This is a genomic window from Paenibacillus sp. FSL R5-0713, assembly GCF_037973325.1.
Lineage (GTDB): Bacteria > Bacillota > Bacilli > Paenibacillales > Paenibacillaceae > Paenibacillus.
The window spans coordinates 5,793,623-5,815,743 of record NZ_CP150229.1 but is presented as its reverse complement, the minus strand read 5'-3'; the positions used below and the strand labels follow the sequence as shown (position 1 = coordinate 5,815,743).

The following is a 22,121-nucleotide window of genomic DNA, read 5'->3' as shown; positions in this document are numbered from 1 at the left end:
GAATTCATCAGTCTAACCTGCTTTTTGGTATGTCTCAGATATATTATGACTCGCAGCGGACAAAGGTAACGTTTTTGCCTAAAATCACATTATCCACCTTCCATCCGGCATTTAACCAGGATAGCGCCTGTGTATGATTCATGGCATTATTCACCCACCATTGCTCGCGATTATAGGCTGTCGGGGGTAACTTAAATCCGAGAATTTCCTCAAGCTCTGCATATGTAAGGGTGATTGCAACCTGATTCAAATAGTTTTCCAAAGGGAAGTATTTGCTGTAGCTCATTTCGTCTGACCTCCTGAAAAGGAATATCATGATTATACAACGTGGGCATGATGATAGCGAGGGCATACCGAGAGCCTACATAGATGTGAAAGGCATCCGTAGATCTCTTTGACTAGGGCATGTCTTAAATACCACTTATGGTTATCTTTCACCACCTTTTCTCCCCCTGCTGCCTTATTGTTCCCCATGTACTTGAGAGAGTAAAATAATAGGTAGTATACGAACATCAATACGTATTTATAACAGAGATGCCCCGGATTGGTCCGGGATTCATAGAGGTTCAAGTTTGGTTGATGAACATCATTAGATGCATGGGAAGGCAGGAGATTCGATGAGTACACTTTATGACCAGGCAATGGAAGAGATGATGACGACAATTCATGAATGGTTTGATGAACAGGAACAGCGGGATGACTTGGAAAGTGTTGTGAAGCGAACTACGCTGCAAATGGGCATTTTCAATGATATTTTGCTGGATTATAGACCTGGACGGACTACAGTAGACAGTGTAGATCTGGGTTTGGATGATGGTCTGAAATCGAAGCAGGCAGGAGCCTTTACCGAGGAACAGGTTCGTAACGAGATTGGACCTAGGCTAGTAGAGGTTGTTCAGGGAAGACTGGACAAGCTGGCCGATTCCCCGTTGATTGACTATCGATTTACCTTCCGTGGTAAATTCCCTACAACAGAAGGAAAGCTGCAACTGACTTTGCTGGAATATATCAATGAAGAGAAAAAGCAGCAGTTGCTTGAGCGTATTCATACATACATTGATCAGAAGCTGGAGAATGGTGCATATCCAACAAAGCCGTTAGAATCCTTTTTTTTGACGCGTCATCTGCTTGACCCTAAACTGTTTCCTGAACTGGATGTGGCATGGATTCTCAGGCAGTATGACCGGATTCAAGAGTTGAATCAGGGTCGTCCGAAGGCGCTTGCCGAACATCGGGGTGATATTACTCGTGCGTTGAAGGCATGGGCGGAGAGTCAGTTCTTGCCACAGTATTATGATGTGCAGTCTTCTGCATATCGTACCAATGACTATTCGCTTAAGCCAGGAGCGACGTTGGAATGGGATGTTGAATCACAGGCAGACCAATCGTCGGATAAGAAGCAGAAGGCGCAAGTAGCCGGGACTCAACCGATAGATCTACTGTTATACGCGGCGGTGATGATTCTACGATTTGAGCCGAATTATAGCAAAGCCGAAGGTCAGACTTACCTGGAACTCGCGAAGCAACTCGGCAGCAGACGTGCAGCACTGATGATGACGGAAGGCAGCGGGACGTATGCGAAAGAGGATATTCATGTGAAAACGGAAGAAGTGGAATGCAAAGCAAATGATGTATTCGCTCTGATGACCATTCACATTCGGAAGGAAGAGCCGGGTGCCTATCAGCAGGCACTTACCTTTATCACTCATTTGTTGAAGCAGGGCTTTCCAAAAAGTTATAAGATCAAGCTCAAGTCCAGTGTAAAACAGTATTTGCCGATCAAAGGACTCGCCAAGTCGGATACGCACCGATTCTTTGCCAATGCATTGGAGTACCCGGAGCTACATCCACTCCTAGAAGAGTATGCGCGTGAGGCTATCCAGGAGTTTGAGTTTTACGAGGATACCGAGGGAGAGAAAAATGGTATGCCAGGCAGTTATGCAACCTTTGGACTGGGTCTTGTGGATGAGCGGTATTTCCCGCTGATTGAATATTACATGGGCGAAGTGGATGATGAGCATCAGTTAATTCAGGATAAGTTCATTGCGGCATTTGTGGAACAACAGGGTGTAACGGCTCAGTCCATACCTGCGTTAGTCGCCAGCTTGCGTCGTTCAACGGATAGTCTGAAGCTGAAGATTCAGCCTGAGCTGGAGAATGATGAAATACTCGAACGGTTGGTTAGGCAGATTCAAGGACTTGAGCATTACGAAGTGGAACGTGTACTTTACCCAATCTTCGGCAAGGTGGAGAAGCTCACAACGCTCGCTCGCAAAGCGGAAGGAAGACGGAAGGAATTATTGCTGAAACTGTTGCAGGCCGCAGGCAAATAAAAATGTAACAGGGCAAGGAAGATTGTACTGGGCCAGACAGTGGAGCATTTTAGCGAATTGAAAGTGCATTAGGAGAGGCGGGGGAAGTTGTGGAAGCTTTGAGTCGAGACATGTGGCAGGAGTTGAATGCCCAGGACAAAGAGGCTTGGATGCGTAAGCTGATTCATCAGTTACCGGAAGGTATGGTATATGAGGGTCTCGAGACATTTGAACGTTTCGGTCAGCGAATCCAGACAGGTGTGTTTACGCATGAAGAGGAGAGGTTTGTATTTGTGCCTGGGAACCGCATAACCCTCGGCTGGGATCGTTGGCAGCATGGTATGAACGAAGAAACCTCAGGCGACCTACATGAAACGGTCAGTGAGTATGGTGTAGAGGACGTGGATTCGTTTCTGGCGAGTCAGATGTCACCTGTCAGAACGGTTAACATTGCGCCCATGCTTGTGGAATGTGAGACCATTTCGCTGGGCTGGATTGAAGTGTCCGAGGAGGAAGCCTTCGCGCAGGAAGATTCTGATTTTCCGGCAGCACTGGAGCAGTTTAAACAGTCGGAGATCCGTGAATATGAATTGCATCAACAATTCCGTCTGATTCGCCAAAGTGAAGATGAAGTGCGAATCCTGTGGTTCAACGAGGGAATAGAACTGGAAGACGTCGTGAGAGAGGAAGCAGCGGCGGGCTTTGGTCTGCTGACTGAAGACGAATGGGAGTATATCTATGGTGGCGGTTGTCGCACGTTATTCCCTTGGGGAGACAGCTTCGACTATACGATGAGATTGAGGCATTTTGGAAGTGTGGAAGGCATGGATGAAACTGTGGATGGATCGGCAGAGACGGCCTCTTCACGAGTTGAAGAAAAGGATGATCGTGCTTATGATCTGGAACTGCCGAATTTCTTTGGCATAAAGTTTGCTGGTGATCCCTACAAATATGAGCTTACGCTCGATTCGGCTGGGGATGTGATGCCCAAAGGCGGAGACGGCGGGAGTCTGATATGTGGTGGTACAGGGCCTCTGGTTGGTTTCTTGCCTGCTGCTGCGGTCTATTATCGAGACGTTAATGCCAGTGAATTCGACTGGGAGGATTTGATGGATGCGATGGTGTATCGCAGGGTTGTTCGTTTAACGGAGTTGGTACTTTAATTATGATGAAACGTATCTATCAAGCTGTTGCTCCATATACGGATGAGGAAATTCAGATCATCATGGAGCGGCAGTTGTTGGAAGAGTTATTATATCTGCCCTTATCCGTTGGCATGTTTCATCAGGACTGGAGGGTCGCACAGAATATATGTCTTCGGGTGGCAGATCATCCGAATGCCAATGTCAGAGCCAGTGCAGTCATGGGTTTGGCTCATACGGCACGTACCAAAGGAAAATTAGAAAAACGGCTAGTAAAGCCTGTTGTGCTGAAGGAACTTAGGGAGAATAGTGCATTTAGGGGAACTATCCTAGACGCCATCGAAGATATCAATATGTTCATGAATTGGAGACTAGGGAGAAAGCATTTGGAGAAAGGAGAGCACGATGTTTAAAAGATATTTCCTCACATACATTGCGACACATAAAGGGCAAGGATAAAATACACATCAAATCAGCCCCAGCTCATAGAGTGGGACCAAAATGATGTGTGTTTATATTTCCTATTTCGATCTAAGGATCGCGCATCAATTATTTCACTTTTTGTACGGATACCGCCATCTGCTCCAGTTGAGTGTGAGTCAATTGGTTATTCGGTGAGCTGAGGGTTACATAACGATCATCCAGCTTGAACGTGAGCATATCCGTTTGGTCTGGTGTATACCATTTGGCGGATACGCCATTAGGCAGTTTAACCGTTTTGCCATCATAGCTGAACGAGTAGTCTTTAGGAGATACCGTAACATTCATGCGATTAAAAACAAAGTTTACACCATCGCCGCCTGCACCTACGCTTTTGAACGTGTCTCCGGCAACCATATGTTGTGGGGCATAAGCTGTTGTAAACCCGTCAAATTTCGCAAATGCTTTGCGAATGTTATCCAATTGTTGCTTGCTGTAGTTCACATCTGCGAATGCAGTGATCCCTTGATCATTGTTGCTGTTAGATTTTTGAACAGAGACAGCGACTTGTTGCAACTGAGCTTGACTCAATTTATGATCCGGCGAGCTAAGGGTAACGTAGCGATCATCCAGTTGGAACGTGAGCATGCCCGTTTGGTCTGGTGTGTACCATTTGGCGATAACGCCATTGGACAGTTTCACGTCTTTGCTCGTATAACCGTCCGAATAATCTCTTGGAGATACATCCACTTTCATATGGTTGAAAACAAAGCTGACGCCGTCGCCACCTGCCCCTACACTTTTAAACGTGTCACCTGCAATCATCTGCTGAGGAGCATAAGCTGTCTCGAACCCATCGAATTGTGCAAAAGCCTTTTGAATTGCCTCTTTTTGTGCTGCGCTATACGTTACATTCGTCAAGGCCGAAGGATTGCTCGTGGCTTGGCCGATAATGACCTGACCTTTTTTGCCGTCATAGGATACAGGCACATGCAGCGCATCGGCAAGCGCACGTACAGGCAGATAAGTAGAGTTGTTATAGGTAATTGGAGCCAGTTTTTTGCCATTGCCATCGGTTGGTGAGTAAGCCGCGCCATCTACATTGAAGCTGATTCCATGGTTAAGGTATGCCGAGATCTTCTCCAGCTGCGTTCCGGCAAATACGCCCGTTGCTCCTGTTAATGTCATGCCCAGTACCATCATCGTTGCTACGGATTTCTTCATGTTCTTTTTCATCATATATCTCTCCTTCAAGTTGGGGTTTGGTTTAATTTAATGGGCTCGCTGTCCCTTATGGCTTTATATTAAACCCCGAACATATCCAGAATAATTCTGAATTATCTCCAACTTGTAAACATGTGTGTAGAGACAGGAGACTAGCATCTGTCTGTTGAATAGATCGCTTAGGATCAGGAAACGAGGTGAAGGCATGACAATTTTTCATTACGTGGTAGTTCATTATGATATTGGGAATATTGTAGGATTTAATGCCATAGAACACGGTAATAGTTCTAAAGCGATGTTAATCGAGTCTACACAAGGTAAGTTCGTGTTACGTAAACTGAGGAACGAACAACAGGCGTGGATTGAGTATGAAATGCTTCAGGCATTGGCATCGGTAAACATTTCACCATCCATGATACAGACAAAATACAAGATTCCGTATATTACATATAATAATGAGTTTTATAATTTGCAGATCTACATAGAGGATTTGCTTCCGCGTTCCCAAAGTGACATTGACTTTGTTCGGTTAGGTCAGGTGATCGGTCTTTTTCATCGTACGACGAATCATCTTAAGGTTGCTGGTATGGAAGATCGTTTCGATTTATCTCAATTATGGGGTGAGGTTTCCAATGTAGTGTTAGCTTCGTCATCTGAACAAGTTCGTACGTTAGCCCAGCTTACAGAGGAGTGTCTGGAATTTCGCAAGACGAACCACTCAGTCGTTCATGGGGATCTGGGCATGTGGAATTTGTTGTTTACAAAAGAGTCTATCTACATTATTGATTTCGGTGAAGTAAGAATGGACGATCATCATTTCGATCTGGCAGCAGTACTAACTTCTACAATTCCCGCGTCAACACATAGGCAAGAACTTGGAAAGATTATGGCTGACTTTGAAGAGGGCTATGTGCAGGAGAATGCTAATTTTAACAGGAGGCAGCTTTACGAACAGTTACAAATATGGATGTTACGAGGATTTTTGGCAGTAATAAGGGAGAGGGGAGATGGCCCCTCAACCATTGGATATGTAGAACGAAAACGTAAGCTGCTAGGCATGTTTGAACGTATTCTTTGCTGAATCGAAACATTTTAGTTGAAGAGATAGAGGACTAGTCCGCCAAAACCAAGTACAATCGCACCAACGTATACATAGGAAAGTTTACTGAGGTTTTGCTTTGTGCGTCGATCATATTCGGGGTTGCTGGTCTGATTGGCTTTGGAATTACCGATAATCAGGGTAGCAATACCCCCAAACAAGGCGATACCGACAATTAAAACATAAGGCAACCAGGTCATGAATGGACCTCCTTCGCGAATAAGTTGATATGTCTTCATTGTACTTCAGGATAACCTTTGATGTAAGCTTTAATTGAGAAATATAGGGAAATAAAGTATCTGTCTTACAGTATGTAGGTAGTCTTGGAACGGAAAGATCACTATAATTTTAGTTTTTTTTAATTCAAAAAAACCTTGATACATCAGGCATCTACAGCTTTCTTCACTGAAGGCTGTAATTTTTTTTGCCCACAGAGTGATCCAGAATAGAAAACCCTGCGTTACACCCTATGAAGACGACGACGAGGAAAGAAATTATACACAAAACATAATCGAGGAGTGAACACGTAATGAAAATGAAGATGAAGAAGTTTATCGCACCTGTACTTAGCTTGACACTGTTGATGCCGGGGATCGCTGGAGCAGCATCCGCTCCACAGACACCAATGACAATGATGAAAGCTTCCGTGAATACACCTGCGGCTGACTTGAGAGCAAACCTGGACCACCTGCTGTCCGAACACTTTGCACTCGCAGTAACGGCAATGGCCAAAGCATATGACGGAGCAAAAGATGCAGATGCAGCCTACAAAGCACTCGACCAGAATGCACTGGATATGCAGCCAGCAATCGCTTCCCTATATGGTGAGGCAGGTGCCAAAGAATTCGAACGTATCTTCCGTGCTCATAACAAATACACCGATGATTTGGTGAAAGCAACCAAAATGGGCAACCAGGCTGGCATCAAACAAGCACAGGCAAACATCAACGGTTTCGTGGATGAGTTCTCCACGTTCCTGAGCACAGCTACCGAAGGTAAATTGCCAAAAGCAGCAGCCAAACAAGCTCTGCAAGTACATGAAGATCTCGTGCAAAAAGTATTTGATGAGTATGTAGCTGGAGATTACGCTGATGCATACAAGGCTTACCGTGAAGGGTTCAAAGAAATGTTCGACGTAAGTAAGGCACTTTCCACAGCAATTACTACACAAATGCCTGAGAAATTCGAAAATAGCAAAGCAGATACAAAAGCAGCTGATCTGAGATCTGCACTCAACCATTTGGCTTCCGAGCACTTTGCGCTTTCGGCTCTGCAAATGCAAGAGGAATATGATGGACGTACAGCCGCTTCCAACGCACTGATTACAGCTGAAGCTGGAAACACAGCTGACTTCAAAGCAGCGATTGCTTCCGTTTACGGTAACGATGGTGCCAATGCTTTCGAGAAAATTTGGGTAACCAATCACGTTAATGCGCAAAGCGATTATGTAAAAGCTGTGAAAAACAACGATGCTGCGGCTCGTGCAGCAGTAGAGAAACGTATTGACGGATTTACAACAGAATTCGCAGCATTCCTGGATTCCGCAACAGCTGGTAATCTGCCAAAAGCAGCAGGACAACAAGCGCTGACAACACATGAAAATCAAGTGCAAAACGTATTGAATCAATATGCAGCAGGCAATTATGATGCTTCTTATACAACCAATCGTGAAGGCTTCAAAGTGATGTTTGGTGTAGGTCAAGCCTTGGGTAACGCAATTGTGACTCAATTTAACGACAAATTCCAAGAGCCAGCAACACCTGCACCAGCGCCAGAAATGACAACGGTGTGGATGCAACTGAACAGCAAAATGCTGAAAATTAACGACAAAACAACCAACATGGACACCACACCAGTGCTTTGGAAAAACACAACATACATTCCATTGCGTTTCTTGAGTGAAGGTATTGGCGCAACAGTGAAATGGGACAAAAAAGCACAACAAGTAACGGTAATGGCTGGCGATGATACCCTTGAATTCTGGGTGAACAACAACGTTATGGAAGTGAACGGCGTGAAGAAAAACGTGGGTGCAACGGTATTCGTAAACAAAGATGGACGTACGCAAGTACCTCTGCGTTTCATTGCTGAACTTCTGAACTGGGATGTAAAATGGGCACAAAAAGATGGTTCTATTACACTGACTAAATCCATGTAATACAACGTTTTTTATAACAGAATCAACCAAAAAAAGCTGCCCCATACGGCAGCTTTTTTTGGTTTCACCCATAAGTTCAAATATTTGGTATAATCATCGAGAATGACCTACATAACAGCTGGAATAGCCGATGAAGTCCAGAATGAGGTATGATAATTTGGCATAAGCAAAATGAAGAGGGGGACAGAGGAATGAGTACATCATCAAAATCGGAGCGTCCAGCGAAAAATGTGGATACCCGGTTATTTGTTGCTTGGGCGGTATCGGTTATTGCAACAGGGGGGAGTCTCTATTTTAGTGAGATCAAGGGCTATCTTCCATGTGATCTGTGTTGGTATCAGCGTATATTCATGTATCCACTAACCATCTTGCTGGGCATTGCCTACTTTAAGGATGACGTGGGCATCACGAAATACGTACTCCCACTTAGTTTCGTCGGTGGCGGCATTTCGTTATATCATGTAACGATCCAGCGTATTTTTTCGGCTACAGGTAATGCCGTAGCGTGTGGCAAGGTTCCATGTTATACCGACTATCTGAACTGGTTTGGTTTCATCACCATTCCACTACTGGCACTGATCGCCTTTATTATCATCATTGTGATGCTGTGGGGTATCGGCAAAACACCCAAATCTTCTTGATAAGAAAGGATAGATGGTGATGAGCGTACAAGCTCGTTGGTTCATGCCCTTTTTGGTGCTAATGTTTTTGGTCGCTGGCTGCTCCTATGAGGAACAGGCTGCTTCCGGGGAGATGCCAGAGATGGTTCGGGTGAAACTTGACGTTCCGGAGAAGGCTACTCTTCATAAACCAACACGGTTGCAGGTGAAGCTTACACAGGGAGATGCACCGTTAAGTCATGCCGACAATGTGCAATTCCAGATCTGGAATGAGCTTGATGATCCGCCTTCTGTATCTCCGGAGCAAGGTATGATGACAGCTGAAGAACTGGAGAATCAAGGGGCTATTACTGCCAATGAGACAGAGGAAGGGCTGTATGAAATCCAGCATACCTTTGAAGAACCAGGTACGTATGTGGTACAGGTCCATGTTACGCACGGAGCAATGCATAGCATGCCGAGAGCAAGAATTGTGGCGGAATGAAGCAGCGGGCGGATACCAAGGGTTTGGTTCAGGGTGAGCAATAGGTTTATAATGTTAAAGGTATGAAGAATGTTGTAGGAAAAGAGGCTGTTATGGCAACTATTCATGATGTTGCACTCAGGGCAGGAGTTTCTGTAACTACCGTCTCGCGTGTATTAAACAACCGGGGATATATCAGTCAGAAGACTCGGGATAAAGTGTATCAAACCATGGACGAACTGAACTATCGACCCAACGAAATTGCCCGTTCTCTTCTGCGTAAGCAATCCAATGTTATAGGCTTGATTATTCCCGATGTATCTCATCCGTTTTTTGGAGAACTGGCTAACTATGTTGAGTACCATGCATACCAGAATGGATTTAAAATTATGTTATGCAACTCCCACATGGACCCTTCCAAAGAGCGTGAATATGTGGAAATGCTCAAGGGGAATCGCGTGGATGGCATTATTATGGGAAGTCATACACTGGAAGTCGATGAGTATATGAACCTGCATTCCCCAATTGTGACCTTTGATCGTAAGATCGGTGAAGACATCCCTTTTATCTCATCTGATAACTATCAGGGAGGGGTTATGGCTGCTGAATTGCTACTCTCGAAGAACAGACGGCATTTGGCACATATTTGCGGTAATTTGGAATTACAAATGCTCTCCAATCGCCGGACGACAGGTTTCGTTGATACATTGCAGGCTCATGGAGTCAAGCCGGTCATGATTCATGAAACCGATCTGAATGTGTTTGATCAGCATCAGTATACGGAATTGGTGGATAAGCTGCTTGCACAACACCCGGAGGTGGATGGGCTGTTTGTAACGAGTGATCTGATGGCGGTGCATGCGCTGAAGCAGATCGTGTTAGGTGGGCGCAAGGTACCTGATGAGATCGCTATTGTAGGTTATGATGACAGTCGTGCGGCAGGGTATACGGTGCCTGGCATAACAACGATTAGGCAGCCGGTGGAGGCTATGGCTAAGCTGGCGATTGATCTGATTCGGCGTCAGATCGCGGAAGAGAAGATCGGAATGGAGCATATTTTGCCAGTTACCTTAGTGGAGAGAGAGACGACCTGATACAGGTCGTTTTTTCCTGTTTGTCCTTTTGCCTCGAAAAAATCAAGGCGCAATATTTTTTTTAAATGGTATGTCAAACGATTGACATGTCAAACCTTTGACATTATAATTCGATTTGTAAGCGTTTCCTTTTAAACTACTGATCGGGGGCCATAACAAGATGAAAAGAGAACAGAGATGGATGATGAAATTATCGGTATTGTCTTTGATTATGATGCTTGTATTGTCAGCATGTGGAAGTAAAGCAGCGACGGAGTCCAACACCTCCTCAGAGGGGAGCAGCAGTGAGAGTGTCAAAATCACCTTGCTCAATTCCAAGTCGGAAATTAACAGTCAGCTGGAGCAAGCGGCTAAAGACTTCCATGCCGAAAATCCAAATGTCACACTAGAAATTGTACCTGTAGGCAGTGGACAGTCTCCGTTTGAAAAAGCGTCTGCTTTGTATGCTTCCGGCAGTCCTACAACGATGATGATGCTGGATACAGGGGATGTCGAGAAATTCAAGGATCGTGTTCTGGATCTCACATCCGAGTCTTGGATGAAGGACGCTGTGGAGAATAGCACAGCAGCTACGACGTTTGATGGCAAAAATTATGCCTTCCCGTTCTCTATTGAAGGATATGGATTCATCTATAACCAGAATGTTTTGGATCAGGCGGTAGGTGGAACATTTGATCCAAAGTCTGTACAGACCACTGCACAACTTGATGAGCTGTTCCAAAAGATCGCTGCTACTGGAAAATCACCTTTGATTGTATCTCCGATGGATTGGTCGCTTGGTGCGCATTATCTGGGGCTTGCATATGGTGGGCAGTCGCCGGACCGTGCGAAGGTGGATCAATTCATAACTGATCTGAAGGCAGGTCAAGTGGACCTTGCTTCCAACGCCGTGTTTAATGGCTTGTTAGATACATTTGATCTGATGAAAACCTACAATATTGACAAGGCTTCTCCCCTGTCCGGAACTTATGAACGTGGACCTGAGGTGCTTGGCAAGGGTGAGGTTGGCATCTGGTTCCAGGGCAACTGGGCATGGCCGCAAATTTCAAGCTTTGATACAGCAGATGGAAAATACGGCTTCCTGCCAGTACCTGTGAGCAATAATGCAGATGATTTCGGTAATACGCAAATCTCTGCTGCCGTATCCAAACGAATATTGTTGGATAAGGAAAAGAGCACACCAGCACAACAGGAAGCTGCGAAGAAATTTTTGGAGTGGATTGTTTATAACGAAAAGGGTCAGGATTTCTTGGTGAATCAAGCCAGTATTATTCCGGCATTCAGCAACATTACACTGGAGCCGACCGATCCGCTTGGCAAGTCCATTAGTGAATACATCAAGGCAGGCAAAATCGAGGAATCAATGAGTACACTCCCTGCGGATCACTGGTCCAAACTGGGTGCGTCCATGCAGAAATACTTGGCTGACGTCATTGACCGTGCCGGACTTGCGAGCGAAATTCAGGCATACTGGAGCAACGTGAAATAAAGGATAAAGGAATTAATCTTAGCCCTGAGCAGCACATAGAGAGAGACTTGCGGTAAGCCGGAGATGATGAATGTACAACTTGCACACGAGGTCTGTTCGTTGTTTCCGGCACAACCGTTAGGCTAATTATTTGGATAGAGTGGAGGTTGACAATGCTGACCGAAAAAGGATTATGGACACGTCTGCGAACCCGCCTGATCTTTACTGGCCCGACATTATTTGCGTTTGCTACAGTAATGATTATTCCATTTCTGTATGGTATTTATTTGACGTTTACGAACTGGGATGGCATTGCCATCGATCAAAACTTTGTTGGCTGGGATAATTATATTGGTGTGTTCAAGGACACCGTGTTCTGGAAATCATTCGGGATGACGCTGGAGTACGTATTTATTACCGTTGTGCTCACCAATGCGGTTGCTTTCCTGCTCGCTTACGCGGTAACCCGGGGAATGAAGGCGCAGGGCTGGTTTCGGGCCGGATTTTTCCTGCCGAATCTGGTGGGTGGAATCGTGCTTGGTTTCATCTGGCAGTTTATTTTTAATCAGGTACTCGTCTTTGCAGGACAAAAGATGAACCTCACTCTGTTTTCCACCTCCTGGCTGGCTGACCCGGACAAAGCGTTCTGGGCACTCATTGTGGTGACCGTTTGGCAGTATGCCGGCTATATGATGGTTATCTACATTGCAGGACTGATGAATGTGCCGAAGGATGTTATGGAAGCAGCCAGCATAGATGGGGCAAGTAATCGCAAAATGCTGGCGCGCATTGTATTGCCGCTGATGGTTCCTTCGTTTATTGTCTGCATCTTTTTGTCACTGCAACGGGGTTTCATGGTGTATGATCTGAACGTCTCCCTGACCAGTGGCGGGCCCTTCAAGAGCACCGAGATGGTATCCATGCATGTCTATGAGCAGGCCTTTCTTGCTCGTGACTACGGATTGGGGCAGGCAGAAGCCTTTGTGCTGTTTATCCTTGTAGCCGCCATTACACTGCTCCAGGTTTATTTCAGCAAAAAACTGGAGGTCGAGGCATGATGGCTGGACAATCGCGCATTCTTAACTGGATCAAGTTTAGTGCATTAATCGTTGTAATGATTTTGTTTGTATTTCCGTTTGTACTTCTCATCGTCAATTCGTTCAAGGCTAACCAGGCAATTACTTCCGATCCGCTAGGGTTACCAAGCTCCTTTCAATTCGATAATTATGTCAATGCGTTTGACAAAATGGGATATGTATCCGCCTTCAGCAATTCGTTGCTCATAACCATTGCAGGTGTGTTACTGATTGCTCTTTTTGCGGCGATGACAGCCCATTACTTTGTTCGTCACAATAGCAAGGTGAACCAGTATCTCTTTTTCCTGATGGTAGCTGCGATGATTATTCCGTTTCAGGCTATTATGATTCCGCTGGTTAAAATATACGGCTCGCTCAGCCTGCTGGATAACAAGTGGTCGCTGATCTACATGTATATTGGCTTTGGCAGTCCGCTCGCCGTATTTATCTATCATGGCTTTATCAAAAGTATTCCCCTGGAGCTTGAAGAGGCGGCTCTAATGGATGGCTGCGGCAGAGTGCAAACCTTTTTTCGAATCGTACTGCCGGTGTTACTGCCAACAACCGTAACGATTAGCGTGCTGAATGTATTGTGGATATGGAATGATTTTCTGCTGCCATCCCTGGTGCTGACATCATCCGAGCAGCGTACGCTGCCGCTGTCCACGTTTTATTTTTATGGGACATACACAGTTGATTACGGTCCATTGATGGCTGGTCTGGTCTTGACCTTGCTGCCAGTACTGACCGTGTATCTGTTTGCGCAGAAGTACATTATTCAGGGGGTCATGCAAGGGGCTATCAAATAAGTTCAGTTGGGTGATATAGAGAGAGACAGGAGTGAAGGACATATGAACCAGGAACGATACGAGAAACAGGAAATAGACACAAGGCAAGAGACAGACCTTGGACTGACGAGTGCTTCGGCTCACACGAAGGAGAGTTATACACTCGCCCGGGCCAACGCATATATCAAGGAACATCGGCACCAGGTTGATCCAACCTATAGAATGGCCTATCATTTGATGCCAGAAGTGGGCTGGATGAATGATCCCAACGGCTTCATATACTTCGGTGGGATGTATCATATGTTCTATCAGCATTATCCCTACGAACCGGTATGGGGGCCGATGCACTGGGGCCATGCGGTGAGCCGTGATTTGGTTACGTGGTCTTATCTACCTGTTGCACTGGCACCCGATCAGAGCTACGACAGTGGAGGCTGTTTCTCTGGAAGTGCAATCGTGCAGGATGGCAAGTTGGTGCTGATGTACACGGGGCATGTGGTGACTGGACCCGACAAGGATAACGATTACTTGCAGACACAGAATATCGCTGTCTCGGAGAATGGAATTGATTTTGTCAAAAGCGCAATGAATCCGGTCATTCGGCTGGATCAAATCCCAGAGCATACCAGTCCGAAGGACTTCCGTGATCCGAAAGTGTTTGAACGAAACGGTGTGTACTATTGCGTCCTTGGATCGAATGATGCTGCGGGCAAAGGTGTCATTCTGTTATACCGTTCAGTGGACTTGCTGGATTGGAGTTATGTTAACATTATGGCCCAGAGTGACGGGACGCTTGGCGACAATTGGGAATGTCCCGATCTGTTCACACTGGATGGCCGAGATGTGCTGATCATGTCTCCGCAGCGTATGCCTGCTCAGGGAGATAACTATCGCAACTTGCATTCAACCGTTTATATGATGGGAACGCTGGATGAAGACCAAGGTGTACTGAAATACGAGGAGTACGTTCCGCTGGACTGTGGCTTCGACTTTTACGCACCTCAGACGATGGGGGATGCACAGGGACGACGAATTATGGTGGCCTGGATGGATACGTGGGAAACAGAAATTCCGACACAAAAGTCTCATGCCTGGGCTGGAGCGATGACTCTGCCGAGACAGCTAATTCGTAGGGGAGACCGATTGATATTCCAGCCGCTTCCCGAACTTATACAGTACAGGTCGGATGGCAACGAACAGTACGGTATACAACTAAATGGTGATGAACATGATCTTGATCTTGGAATCAGCGGAGACCGTTACGAAATGTATGCTGTATTCGAAGCGGAACAGGCACGACAATTCGGATTGAAGCTGCGCACGGGTGAGGATGAAGAAACCGTGATTTCCTATGATGTGCAGCAGCGTCGTCTATGCATAAATCGCGAGCGAGCCGGACAAGGGCCGGGGGGAGAACGTGCTGCGACCGTGGAACTGCTTGACGGGAAACTGGAGCTTCATATTTTTATGGATGTCAGCTCCATTGAGGTGTTCATTCAGCAGGGAGAGCAGGTAATGACAGGGCGGATATATCCTGGGCCGAACTCAACAGGTATTAAGGCTTTCGCGTCCGGAACGTGTACATTGACCGAACTTCGCAAATGGGATATACGAATTCCTCGATAAATTGTTTCTAAAATTCAGCCTTGACCTTGAAGTATACTTCAAGGTTTATTCTGGTTTCATCAACAATGTTTGGAGGATGAATGATGAAACTAATGGAATGGATACTGGTACTTGTAACGATTGGCGCAGCGTTGTGTATACCTATGTACTCAAAGCGTCGGAAACTTGCGGCAGGAATGTCGGCTGCCTTGATATTAGCATTGCTGCTTCACGGTATCTTAGATTCGTTTCGCGTGATGCTGCTGCCAACGTATCTTGTTGCAGGCATAATCTTCATCGTATTAATCATTAAGGTAGTGAAAGAGTATCGTAACAGAGTCACCGGGCATTTTGCAGAGAAGCAGAAACCAAGATGGCGTTCTTGGCTTCAACTCACGCTGGTTGCGATGCTGGCGCTGGTCTCCGGCGCTGGCTCAGGACTGCTCACTTGGTATTTTCCAGCATTTAAGATACCTGATCCTACGGGGAAGTTTGCGATCGGTACTTTTTCGCAACAATTGGTGGATGAAACCCGGGAAGAGACGTTTACACCCGAAAGTGGGGACAAACGGGAACTGATGATTAACGTGTGGTATCCAGTGAAACCGGAGGATGCAAAGGGAATAACTCCTGAATCTTACCCGTCTGAACTTGGAGAAGCTATCAGTCTGGTATTTGGGATCCCGCCCAAGGTGTTCAGCTACCTTGATACTATTCCGACACATGTGGTTAAAGGCGCAGCCATATCAGACGCAAGCCCTTCTTATCCGGTGGTGCTGTTCTCTCCCGGTGTCCGTTCTGCCCGTTTCCAGAGCATGACTGCTGTCGAGGAACTGGTCAGCCATGGCTATATTGTTGTTGGTATGGATCATCCGTATACCTCAGCTCGCGTTACCTTCCCCGATGGGCGTAAAGTGTCTTATGAAGCCGGACCTGAATTTGCAACGTCAGAAGAACTGTATCAATATAATGTGGAGGGAGTAGGCATTCGTGCAGCGGATGCACGATTTGTACTCGACACGCTTGAACAGTGGAATCTGAATGATCCCAATCAGGTGTTGGAAGGCAAGCTTGACCTGAATCATACAGGCATTATGGGGCACTCTTATGGCGGGGCTACAACAGCCGAAGCACTCGCACAGGATGAACGTTTACGTGCAGGACTCAGTTTGGAAGGCGGCTTCTGGGGCAGCATCTCCAAGACGGCATTAAAACAACCCTTTATGTACATCATGTCTGGCGAAACGGCTAAAAGCTTCGATCCAAATGCTACATCCAAAGATAACGTGTTCTACCCTGAGTTTGAGCCGGATTTGGACCATGTGATGACAAGCAGTCTGAATGATACCTATTATCTGACGGTGGAGAATTTCTTCCATCAAAGCTTTACGGATATTTCATTGATTTCACCGAAAATGTTTGCCAGAGGCATGACGCCAGAACATAATGTGGATATAACAAGATCCTATGCGCTCGCATTCTTTGACCGGTATCTCAAAGGGGAGGAGCAGCCGTTATTGCAAGGCCCTGCATCTCAATTTCCTGAGGTCACTTACGATGCCAAATATACCAAGATACGTAACGAACAAGCACAATAAGTCTGCAGAAGGGTGGAGGGGTAGGCATGGAAACCATGACAAGAGGAATGTTGGCCAAGCGTACCGGTGTGAGTATGGCAACCCTCCGTTACTACGAGGATAGTGGTATTCTGCCTGCTCCCCGTCGTTCCTCCAACGGATACCGGGTGTATACCGAGGATTATCTGGTCAAAATTAAGTTCATTAAGGATGCCCAGTTGCTGGGTTACTCCTTAAAGGAGATACAAGAGACCCTGCAACTGCTTAGCCAGGAAGACATGGAAAAGGATACGTTAAAAACACTCGTCCGTGACCGAATCGCTGATATTCAGAAGCATATTGAGCATCTGGAAGAGATGCAGATTCATCTGGCTAGACTGTTGCATACACCAGAGGACGATATCGACAATTATATTCAATCGTTCAGGGTGCAAAAGAAAGAGTTATAAACTGTAAAACCTCGGACAAAGAGCGCCTTAAGATGTACTTCGGGCACGCTCTGTTCGAGGTTTATTTTATCTCTATCTTAATGGTCTTAATCATGACATGCCCGCTTCACGCAGAAAATGGTGCACAATCTCCGTTTGATACTTGATACGGGTCGCGCGCTTCAGACTCCAGCAGGTCTCCACGGTAACAGAACGGGCTTGTAGTACTCTTGAAGCCGCTGTACGGGCAGATCCCGGCAATTCATGCTGCTTCAGGTTAAAATGACGATCACGAATGGCAATCGACCGATTCATCCGTTCAATAACTTTCCTGCAAGCTGGAATGGTGCGACTGCCGGGATTGGTGATCAACGTCTGTCCAAGCACTCGGGAACTCAGTTGAGACAGGCCATTGGCTTCATGCAGATCAAGCCACCAATCGGCCCGATGTTCACGCGCCAACCGAAAAACTGCAGCAGCGAGCGGATGCTTGGCCTTGCCTGACATACGGCGTGGAAACGTACGATTCAGATCTGGCTTGCCTCTGATTTTCTTGGCGTAGGCTTGCTGGTTCACACGTGGCACGATAATTAACAGCCCTCGCCGAATGCTGTGGCGACCAGTCGCACAATCATCTGCGAGTTTTTGCGCAGCAGCCATGCTCGCCGTTTCGTTCCCGTGAACCCCGGATGTAATAAACATTACCGGTCCCGGCATCATGCCACGTACGATGAAATAGGGAGTGGCGTGTACACTGGATGCTGCAAGGACATGTTTGGTCACAAGCATGACGCTTCACCTCCATTAGTACAGTACGCCATGTCCCTCTCTCATGTAACGGCGTAAGAACAGGTCTTCATCCTATTTCCTCACAAAATGGGCAAACTAATACACCCGGTGGATGATATCTTCGAAGTCGGGTTCCTTCATCTCCACATCTTCAATCTCACCCCATTGTTCAAGTTGCTTCAGAATGTCCATCGTTCTCCATTCCTTCCGGTTAACTTCCACAGTGACAATCTGCCCTTCCACTGCTGTGATCTGAATGGGGGACGGTATGGTATCAGGCATAAGAAATGAACCCCGATACGTAACTCGGATAAGTGTCGGCAGACCGATAGTGTCACGCAGAGAAGGGATCGAGCCGTCATATGTAAGCTGACCATGGTTGATCACCATGACCCGGCTGCATAACTGTTCGATGTCGTCCATGTCATGGGTGGTCAGCAAAATCGTTTTGCCAAACTCTTCATTTAATGTACGTAGAAATTGGCGTATGTTCCGTTTGGCGTTCACATCCAGTCCAATCGTGGGTTCATCGAGAAAAAGCAGTTCGGGATCATGCAGCATGGAAGCTGCGAGATCCGCACGCATGCGTTGTCCAAGCGAGAGCTTGCGGACAGGCGTGGCCCAGAACGATTCAAGGTCCAGCAGCTCGGCGAACTGGGACAGCCGTTTCTTTTTGTCCTCGGTCCGGACGCCGTACATCTCAGCCAGAATATCATATGAATCTTTCACAGGCAGATCCCACCAGAGCTGGCTCCGCTGGCCAAACACGACGCCGAGTCGACCAACGGTTCTGCGCCTGTCCAGATGCGGGTTCATACCGTCAAGCCGTACCTCGCCCGAGGTGGGGTGCAGGATACCTGTCAGCATTTTGATCGTTGTAGATTTGCCGGCCCCGTTTGGACCGATGTAGCCTACAAACTCACCTGGGCCGATATCAAAACTGATATCGCGCACCGCTTCCTTGGACACATACTCACGTGAAAATAATGTACGTAATCCGGAGAAACGTCCTTCGCGAATAACAGGAGTTTTGAATTCCTTTTGCAGATGTCGTGCTGTGATCATGTTCATAATTCTTTTCGCCTCCTTAGCTACCTGTACTTTGATATTTGGTCAAGCCGAATTGCCAGAAACGCAGACTTGCAGCCAAGCTCAGTACGGCAACCGCCGCAACAACAATAAGAATCCACGCTCCTCCTTCACCCCGCAGTAGATAGAGTGATGGGATATAGTTGACGAACCCTACGGGAATCACCGTTAGCAGAATGCCAGACATCCATTTGGGATATAACGTTAGCGGATATTGGGCAGCCGTTCGTGCTGCATCTTCAGTAATCGTCTGTAATTCCTCGATGCGTGTGGTCCAGAATCCGAGTGTGGCAGTCGCGAGTCCGATAGAAAAGAGAATGACTGCTCCCGTCAGAATAATGAGCAGGGAGAAGGGAATGGCGATCCAGCCGATCTGTCCGCTGTGCATCATGCCTGTCAAAGACCAGCAGAGAATGAATCCGCCTTGTAGGACTTCTCCAGCCATGATGCGGAAGTTTTGCGGCAGCAGTGCCAGCAATATGGGCATGGGACGTGTTAACAGTTGATCAAGCTCACCATTAACCAGATATTTTTCCAGATGATGCACCTCATTGCCGAATGTCCGATACAGTGTTTTGGATAACGTCATGATCGCAAAGAGATAACCGATCTCATGGAGGGACCAGCCCTTAATTGCTCCGAATCGGTGCAGTACAAGAGCAACCATCAGGAACTCGGAGATCTGAATTAAAGCGGCCAGTACGGACGCCATGATGAAATTGAACTTGTATTGCATCCGGCTGCGGATGCTTGTTCGAATGAGCATTTTATATAAATGGAACCAGGAAGTTCGCTTCATCCGCCCTGCACCTCCACTTTACGACGTAACACTTGGGTGATCACAAGACAAATCAACGTCATAAAGACGCACCAAAGCAAGGTTCCCCATAACAAGGAGCCATCTTCGAAACCAAGATAGATTCGGGTAGGTACATAGAGAAGGAATGGGTAGGGGGATATCCAGGCAAGTTGTTCAAGCCAGTTCGGCAGCCATTCCAGCGGAATGAAAAAACCAGCCAGCAGATTCATCATCGCGTGATTGCCCCAGTGAAGCCAGGAGGACTCTGTGGTCCACATCGACGTGACACCAATGATGTAGTTCATACAGATGGACAAGTATGCGGCGCCGGCAAGACCAAGTGCAGCATAACCAAGTGTTGAAACGTCTGAGGGCCAATGCAGGGAAAAGACAATGGAGAAGAGCAGGTAGATTGGAATACTTTTGTACACGAACTGGTAGGCAATCTGCCCCCATTCGCGCGCCATCAGGTGGGTGAACAGATGAACAGGCCTCATCAGATCCAGTGCAATCTGCCCTGTCCTGACGGATAGGGGAATCCCCAATCCATTCGTGAGAAAACCCGAGATCCAGAGAGAAGATTGCGTGAATGCAATGTAACTGATCATCCCCTGTGTCCCGTATTCCCCGAGCGTATGGTCGGCCCCGATGCCGATCCAGAGGCAGGCATACATGTAACCAAACATGGCGCTTGCCAAGTTATGTACCATGTGTGCCCCGCGGTATTGCAGATTCCGGGAGTAGGCTTTGGAAGCCAGAGTGAAATAAAGCATGTGACACCTCCGATAAGTGGATTGAACGGCGTTTCCGTTCACTTCAGTCAAGGCGAAAAAGAGAGAAGGACAACAGCATACCAATTTATTCCTTCACAGGCAAGACATTTTTTTAGCTAATAATGGGATTAATAGGGGCGTTCATGATTGCGCCACAAGACAACGGTCTGTCCAGTCATTTATAATTGAGGGGCAGTATCGCAAACGTTTACAATGTAAAATATTCAAATTTTAAATAAACCGCCGGGCTTGTGCCTGACGATTGAGGATACAGAACGAACAATCCGGCAAGAGAGAAGGATGTCATGAAGAAAATTGCATGGGTCACCGATAGTACCAGTACACTGGATCCCGTTTTTGCGGAGCAAAATCATATCTACATCGTACCGCTGCGCATCGTATTTGGAGAGGAATGTTACCGGGAAACCGATGACATTACATCTGAAATGTTCTATGAGAAACTTGCGGAGGCTTCACGTGCGAGCAGTTCGCAGCCACCTATTGGCGAGTTCATTGAACTGTATGAATCGCTCAAAGACAAGTACGATGAGATTATTACGATTCATTGCTCTACAGCGCTTAGCGGAACGCTGCATACGTCCATGCAGGCTGCAGAGATTGCAGGAGTGACGGTGACCGCAATTGATTCAAAGGCAGGTGCCTATCCTCTTCGTGAGATGGTTATGAAAGGATTAGAATGGCAGAAGCAGGGATGTTCGGCTTCCGAGATCAAAGTAAATATTGAACAAATGATTGATAACATGTCCTTTTACCTCATACCAGCGAGCCTTCAGCATCTTCATCGCAGTGGCCGGGTATCCGGCACACAGCTGATCATCAGTCAACTGCTCAAGATCCATCTGCTGCTACGATTTGAAGAGGGCAAAGTAGTTGTGAATGAGAAGATTCGCACGTTCAAGCGAACGAAAGATCGCATGTTGGATATGCTTAAGCTGGATATGGAGAAAGTAAAGCATGTATGCATTATGCATGCGAACAATCAGGAAGAAGCCGTCACGATCAAGAAGCAGATTGCCAATCTGCTCCCCAAACTAAAGACCGAAATCATGCCGTTCATCCCTGTGGTGAGTATCCATGCAGGTGCAGGAACCATTGGACTATGCTGGATACACAGCGAGAACGGATATTGAGATTAAACGAACAAGCATTCATCTATAAACGCTCATAGACCTGGCA

At 46.7% G+C, this 22,121-nt stretch carries 22 protein-coding genes; 15 read left to right on the top strand and 7 right to left on the bottom strand.

The window, feature by feature from the left end:
* Positions 1-43: 43 nt before the first annotated feature.
* A complete protein-coding gene (locus MKZ12_RS25910; protein ID WP_339237895.1) occupies positions 44-286 on the bottom strand; it encodes a hypothetical protein in 243 nt (80 codons plus the stop codon).
* 331 nt (positions 287-617) lie between these two features.
* On the opposite strand from MKZ12_RS25910, the gene MKZ12_RS25905 reads away from it, so the two are divergent.
* The 3 genes from MKZ12_RS25905 to MKZ12_RS25895 all read left to right on the top strand — a co-directional run bounded on the left by MKZ12_RS25905 (position 618) and on the right by MKZ12_RS25895 (position 3,867).
* On the top strand, positions 618-2,333 hold the full coding sequence (locus MKZ12_RS25905; RefSeq protein ID WP_339257496.1) for a DUF6138 family protein: 1,716 nt from the start codon (positions 618-620) through the stop codon (positions 2,331-2,333).
* Between the two features lie 89 nt (positions 2,334-2,422).
* Positions 2,423-3,475, top strand: coding sequence for a hypothetical protein (locus MKZ12_RS25900; RefSeq protein ID WP_339257494.1), 1,053 nt, complete (start codon positions 2,423-2,425; stop codon positions 3,473-3,475).
* Between the two features lie 2 nt (positions 3,476-3,477).
* A complete protein-coding gene (locus tag MKZ12_RS25895; RefSeq protein ID WP_339257492.1) occupies positions 3,478-3,867 on the top strand; it encodes a hypothetical protein in 390 nt (129 codons plus the stop codon).
* Between the two features lie 136 nt (positions 3,868-4,003).
* Here MKZ12_RS25895 and MKZ12_RS25890 read toward each other — a convergent pair whose 3' ends face one another.
* Positions 4,004-5,113, bottom strand: coding sequence for a hypothetical protein (locus MKZ12_RS25890; protein ID WP_339257490.1), 1,110 nt, complete (start codon positions 5,111-5,113; stop codon positions 4,004-4,006).
* Positions 5,114-5,303: 190 nt separating this feature from the next.
* On the opposite strand from MKZ12_RS25890, the gene MKZ12_RS25885 reads away from it, so the two are divergent.
* Positions 5,304-6,179, top strand: a complete 876-nt coding sequence (locus MKZ12_RS25885; protein ID WP_339257488.1) for a phosphotransferase — start codon at positions 5,304-5,306, stop codon at positions 6,177-6,179.
* An 11-nt stretch (positions 6,180-6,190) separates the two neighbouring features.
* Here the strand turns inward: MKZ12_RS25885 and MKZ12_RS25880 are convergent, their stop codons facing one another.
* Positions 6,191-6,397, bottom strand: a complete 207-nt coding sequence (locus tag MKZ12_RS25880; RefSeq protein WP_091019193.1) for a hypothetical protein — start codon at positions 6,395-6,397, stop codon at positions 6,191-6,193.
* A gap of 329 nt (positions 6,398-6,726) precedes the next feature.
* Between MKZ12_RS25880 and MKZ12_RS25875 the strand changes: the two genes are divergently transcribed.
* The 10 genes from MKZ12_RS25875 (at position 6,727) to MKZ12_RS25830 (ending at position 17,495) form a co-directional block, all read left to right on the top strand.
* Positions 6,727-8,355 (top strand): copper amine oxidase N-terminal domain-containing protein, encoded by a 1,629-nt coding sequence (locus MKZ12_RS25875; protein WP_339237882.1) that lies wholly within the window; start codon positions 6,727-6,729, stop codon positions 8,353-8,355.
* 191 nt (positions 8,356-8,546) lie between these two features.
* Positions 8,547-8,996, top strand: coding sequence for a disulfide oxidoreductase (locus tag MKZ12_RS25870; protein WP_339237880.1), 450 nt, complete (start codon positions 8,547-8,549; stop codon positions 8,994-8,996).
* A 19-nt stretch (positions 8,997-9,015) separates the two neighbouring features.
* Positions 9,016-9,459 carry a FixH family protein gene (locus tag MKZ12_RS25865; RefSeq protein WP_339237878.1) on the top strand — a complete coding sequence of 148 codons (444 nt, stop codon included), beginning with the start codon at positions 9,016-9,018 and terminating at the stop codon, positions 9,457-9,459.
* A 92-nt stretch (positions 9,460-9,551) separates the two neighbouring features.
* Entirely contained in the window at positions 9,552-10,532 is a 981-nt protein-coding gene (locus MKZ12_RS25860; protein WP_339237876.1) for a LacI family DNA-binding transcriptional regulator, read from the top strand.
* 160 nt (positions 10,533-10,692) lie between these two features.
* The gene (locus MKZ12_RS25855; RefSeq protein ID WP_339257486.1) at positions 10,693-12,021 is read left to right on the top strand and encodes an ABC transporter substrate-binding protein; all 1,329 of its coding nucleotides are present in this window, start codon (positions 10,693-10,695) and stop codon (positions 12,019-12,021) included.
* Between the two features lie 152 nt (positions 12,022-12,173).
* Positions 12,174-13,058: a sugar ABC transporter permease gene (locus tag MKZ12_RS25850; protein WP_091019202.1), complete on the top strand. Its 885-nt coding sequence runs from the start codon at positions 12,174-12,176 to the stop codon at positions 13,056-13,058.
* The gene (locus MKZ12_RS25845; protein WP_339243214.1) at positions 13,058-13,885 is read left to right on the top strand and encodes a carbohydrate ABC transporter permease; all 828 of its coding nucleotides are present in this window, start codon (positions 13,058-13,060) and stop codon (positions 13,883-13,885) included. The genes MKZ12_RS25850 and MKZ12_RS25845 overlap by 1 nt, the downstream gene beginning before the upstream one ends.
* Before the next feature lie 42 nt (positions 13,886-13,927).
* Positions 13,928-15,490, top strand: a complete 1,563-nt coding sequence (locus tag MKZ12_RS25840) for a glycoside hydrolase family 32 protein (protein ID WP_339257484.1) — start codon at positions 13,928-13,930, stop codon at positions 15,488-15,490.
* Between the two features lie 80 nt (positions 15,491-15,570).
* On the top strand, positions 15,571-17,067 hold the full coding sequence (locus tag MKZ12_RS25835; protein WP_339257482.1) for a lipase: 1,497 nt from the start codon (positions 15,571-15,573) through the stop codon (positions 17,065-17,067).
* A 26-nt stretch (positions 17,068-17,093) separates the two neighbouring features.
* Complete coding sequence (locus tag MKZ12_RS25830; protein ID WP_339237867.1) at positions 17,094-17,495, top strand: MerR family transcriptional regulator; 402 nt, start codon at positions 17,094-17,096, stop codon at positions 17,493-17,495.
* A 90-nt stretch (positions 17,496-17,585) separates the two neighbouring features.
* Here the strand turns inward: MKZ12_RS25830 and MKZ12_RS25825 are convergent, their stop codons facing one another.
* The 4 genes from MKZ12_RS25825 to MKZ12_RS25810 all read right to left on the bottom strand — a co-directional run bounded on the left by MKZ12_RS25825 (position 17,586) and on the right by MKZ12_RS25810 (position 20,924).
* A complete protein-coding gene (locus tag MKZ12_RS25825) occupies positions 17,586-18,263 on the bottom strand; it encodes a succinylglutamate desuccinylase/aspartoacylase family protein (RefSeq protein WP_339257480.1) in 678 nt (225 codons plus the stop codon).
* 96 nt (positions 18,264-18,359) lie between these two features.
* On the bottom strand, positions 18,360-19,328 hold the full coding sequence (locus MKZ12_RS25820) for an ATP-binding cassette domain-containing protein (protein WP_339261524.1): 969 nt from the start codon (positions 19,326-19,328) through the stop codon (positions 18,360-18,362).
* A 22-nt stretch (positions 19,329-19,350) separates the two neighbouring features.
* A complete protein-coding gene (locus MKZ12_RS25815; protein WP_339237863.1) occupies positions 19,351-20,151 on the bottom strand; it encodes an ABC-2 family transporter protein in 801 nt (266 codons plus the stop codon).
* Positions 20,148-20,924, bottom strand: coding sequence for an ABC-2 family transporter protein (locus MKZ12_RS25810; RefSeq protein ID WP_339237861.1), 777 nt, complete (start codon positions 20,922-20,924; stop codon positions 20,148-20,150). The genes MKZ12_RS25815 and MKZ12_RS25810 overlap by 4 nt, the downstream gene beginning before the upstream one ends.
* A gap of 305 nt (positions 20,925-21,229) precedes the next feature.
* Here MKZ12_RS25810 and MKZ12_RS25805 point away from each other — a divergent pair, with 305 nt between their 5' ends.
* Positions 21,230-22,075 (top strand): DegV family protein, encoded by an 846-nt coding sequence (locus MKZ12_RS25805; protein WP_339257478.1) that lies wholly within the window; start codon positions 21,230-21,232, stop codon positions 22,073-22,075.
* Positions 22,076-22,121: the final 46 nt, after the last annotated feature.